This is a genomic window from Rhodococcus sp. (in: high G+C Gram-positive bacteria), from assembly GCF_049299235.1.
Lineage (GTDB): Bacteria > Actinomycetota > Actinomycetes > Mycobacteriales > Mycobacteriaceae > Rhodococcus.
Genome location: NZ_JBAQXC010000199.1, coordinates 1 through 2275 on the forward strand (window position 1 = coordinate 1; position 2275 = coordinate 2275).

The following is a 2275-nucleotide window of genomic DNA, read 5'->3' on the forward strand; positions in this document are numbered from 1 at the left end:
GACCCGTCGCGCCCGCCCGCCGATGGACGTGAACGCCGGCCGCGGCTTCGCGTTCGTCGATCACCTCGGAGTCGTGTATCCGAGCGGTTTCCTGCCGGTCCCGGCGGGGTCGGTGCGTGAGCAGCGCTTCGACGACATCTACCGCACCGCGCCGGTGATGCGGGCGTTGCGTGCACCCGACGGCTTCGGTGGGAAGTGCGGGCGGTGCGAGTTCCGGCAAGTGTGCGGTGGGTCGCGTTCGCACGCGTTCGCCGTCACCGGTGATCCGCTGGCGGCCGACCCGGCGTGCGTCTACGAGCCGCCGTCGGCACTCGACTGAGCGGGATCCTCCGCGATGGCCGGTGTTCGCGCCGGCCCGGTCAGCGCCGCATCGACCGCGGCGATGTCCGCGAAGGTGACCGACTCCAGGCTGTCGAGGAAGGAACTCTGCGCCACCGACCAGTACCGGTGGACAGCGCACTCCCGCGCCCACCCGCAGGGTCTGCGCTCGAGGATGCATCGAGGAGGCTCGCTGTCGGACTCGACCGCGTCGATCACCTCGAGCAGACTGATCGAGGCGGCCGGGCGGGCCAGGTGGTAACCGCCGCGCGGTCCGGCAACCGAGTCGACCACCCCGGCGGTGACCAGACGCGCGAGGATCTGCGGCAGGTAGCTGAGCGGAATCGACATCTCGTCGGCGATGGCGCGGGTCTTGCGGCGGGGCGAGTCGTCGGCCGCTGTGGCGGCACGGGCCAAGGCGACTACGGCGCGGACGGCGTAGTCGCCCCGCCTTCCCAGGTGCACGCGCATGCGCCGAACGTACCGCGGGGTGGTGTGTGCCTGGCGCGGCGCGTACCCAGGGCGTGCGTCAGTGCGGTGTGTGTCAGTGCGGTGTGTGTCAGTACACCGGCCCGGTGTACTTCTCGCCGGGACCCTTGCCGGGCTCGTCGGGGTGCGCAGAGGCTTCGCGGAACGCCTTCTGCAGTGCCTGCAGGCCCTCTCGGATGGGTCCGGCGTGCGGCCCGAGGTATTCGACGGATGCGGTGACCAGGCCGGCGAGCGCGGTGATCACACGACGCGCTTCGTCCAGGTCCAGATGGTCGCTGTTGTCGGGGTTCTCGTCGGCCAAGCCGAGTTTTTCGGCGGCGGAACTCATCAGCATGACCGCGGCGCGGCTGATCACTTCCACTGCCGGGATCTCGGCCAGGTCGCGAACGTCGTCGGTGGGTGTTTCGGGGGTTTCGGTCATGGCGTCGAGCATCCCACTTCAGTTGTCGTGGACCGCTCGCGGGGCGGGCGCGCGGGCGCACGATTCGATCCTCACATGCGGATTTGCTACTGTGGACGACACGACCGCCCGCGTGGATGACATGTGGGCAGCAAAGTGGAGTCCGACTCCCACCTCTGGCGGCACATCGTTGCAGCTCAGTGGTCCGGTCCGCTCTCGCGCCTCCGGCGCGGTGGGCATCTCGCCCTTCGGGCGGGCGATGGATGAGCAGCCCCGGCTGCCGATTCATCGGACCGGTCGGTAATCGGACCCCGCGTGGCGCACGTGCCGCCACAGCGGGGTCTTTTCGTCGAGGAGCGCAGGGCCCGCGTGCTGCGGTGCGGTCACCAGACCACACCGCTCTACCTAGGAGGCCCCATCAGCGCTGAGACTCGCATCAACGAGCGCATCCGAGTTCCCGAGGTCCGGCTCGTCGGACCGGGCGGCGAACAGGTCGGAATCGTGCGTGTTGAAGATGCACTCCGCCTGGCATACGACGCCGACCTCGATCTGGTTGAGGTGGCCCCTGACGCCCGTCCGCCGGTCTGCAAGATCATGGACTACGGCAAGTTCAAGTACGAGGCCGCGCAGAAGGCGCGCGAATCGCGCAAGAACCAGCAGCTGACCGTGATCAAGGAGCAGAAGCTCCGGCCGAAGATCGACGATCACGACTACGAGACCAAGAAGCGCAACGTCGTTCGCTTCCTCGAAGCCGGATCCAAGGTCAAGGTCACCATCATGTTCCGTGGCCGCGAGCAGTCGCGCCCGGAACTCGGCTTCCGGTTGCTGCAACGTCTGGGCGCCGACGTCGCCGACCTCGGCTTCATCGAAACCTCCGCCAAGCAAGACGGCCGCAACATGACCATGGTGCTGGCCCCGCACAAGGGCGCGAAGACCCGCGTGAAGGCCCAGGAAGCGGTCCAGGCGAACACCGCCAAGCCCGCGCCGGCTGCTCCCGCGCCGGCTGCTCCCGCGCCGGCTGCGCCTGCGCCCGCCGCCGAGCAGCAGGGCGACGCACAGACCAGCTAG

3 protein-coding genes and 1 pseudogene are annotated in these 2275 nt (G+C 69.0%); 2 read left to right on the forward strand and 2 right to left on the reverse strand.

The annotated features are described in order from the left end of the window. Window positions 1-319: pseudogene (locus WAX14_RS11890) on the forward strand (radical SAM/SPASM domain-containing protein); the annotation flags it as partial. Here WAX14_RS11890 and WAX14_RS11895 read toward each other — a convergent pair. Next, window positions 292-789 carry an RrF2 family transcriptional regulator gene (locus WAX14_RS11895; protein WP_422628267.1) on the reverse strand — a complete coding sequence of 166 codons (498 nt, stop codon included), beginning with the start codon at window positions 787-789 and terminating at the stop codon, window positions 292-294. The pseudogene WAX14_RS11890 and the gene WAX14_RS11895 overlap by 28 nt on opposite strands. 88 nt (window positions 790-877) lie before the next feature. After that, window positions 878-1228: a DUF1844 domain-containing protein gene (locus WAX14_RS11900; protein WP_422628268.1), complete on the reverse strand. Its 351-nt coding sequence runs from the start codon at window positions 1226-1228 to the stop codon at window positions 878-880. 351 nt (window positions 1229-1579) lie between these two features. Here WAX14_RS11900 and infC point away from each other — a divergent pair, with 351 nt between their 5' ends. Beyond that, complete coding sequence (gene infC / locus WAX14_RS11905) at window positions 1580-2275, forward strand: translation initiation factor IF-3 (protein WP_422628269.1); 696 nt, start codon at window positions 1580-1582, stop codon at window positions 2273-2275.

Excerpts from the sequence above, each read along its gene's own strand:
- WAX14_RS11895 (WP_422628267.1), bottom strand. The coding sequence starts at position 789 with ATGCGCGTGCACCTGGGAAGGCGGGGCGACTACGCCGTCCGCGCCGTA.
- WAX14_RS11900 (WP_422628268.1), bottom strand. The coding sequence starts at position 1,228 with ATGACCGAAACCCCCGAAACACCCACCGACGACGTTCGCGACCTGGCC.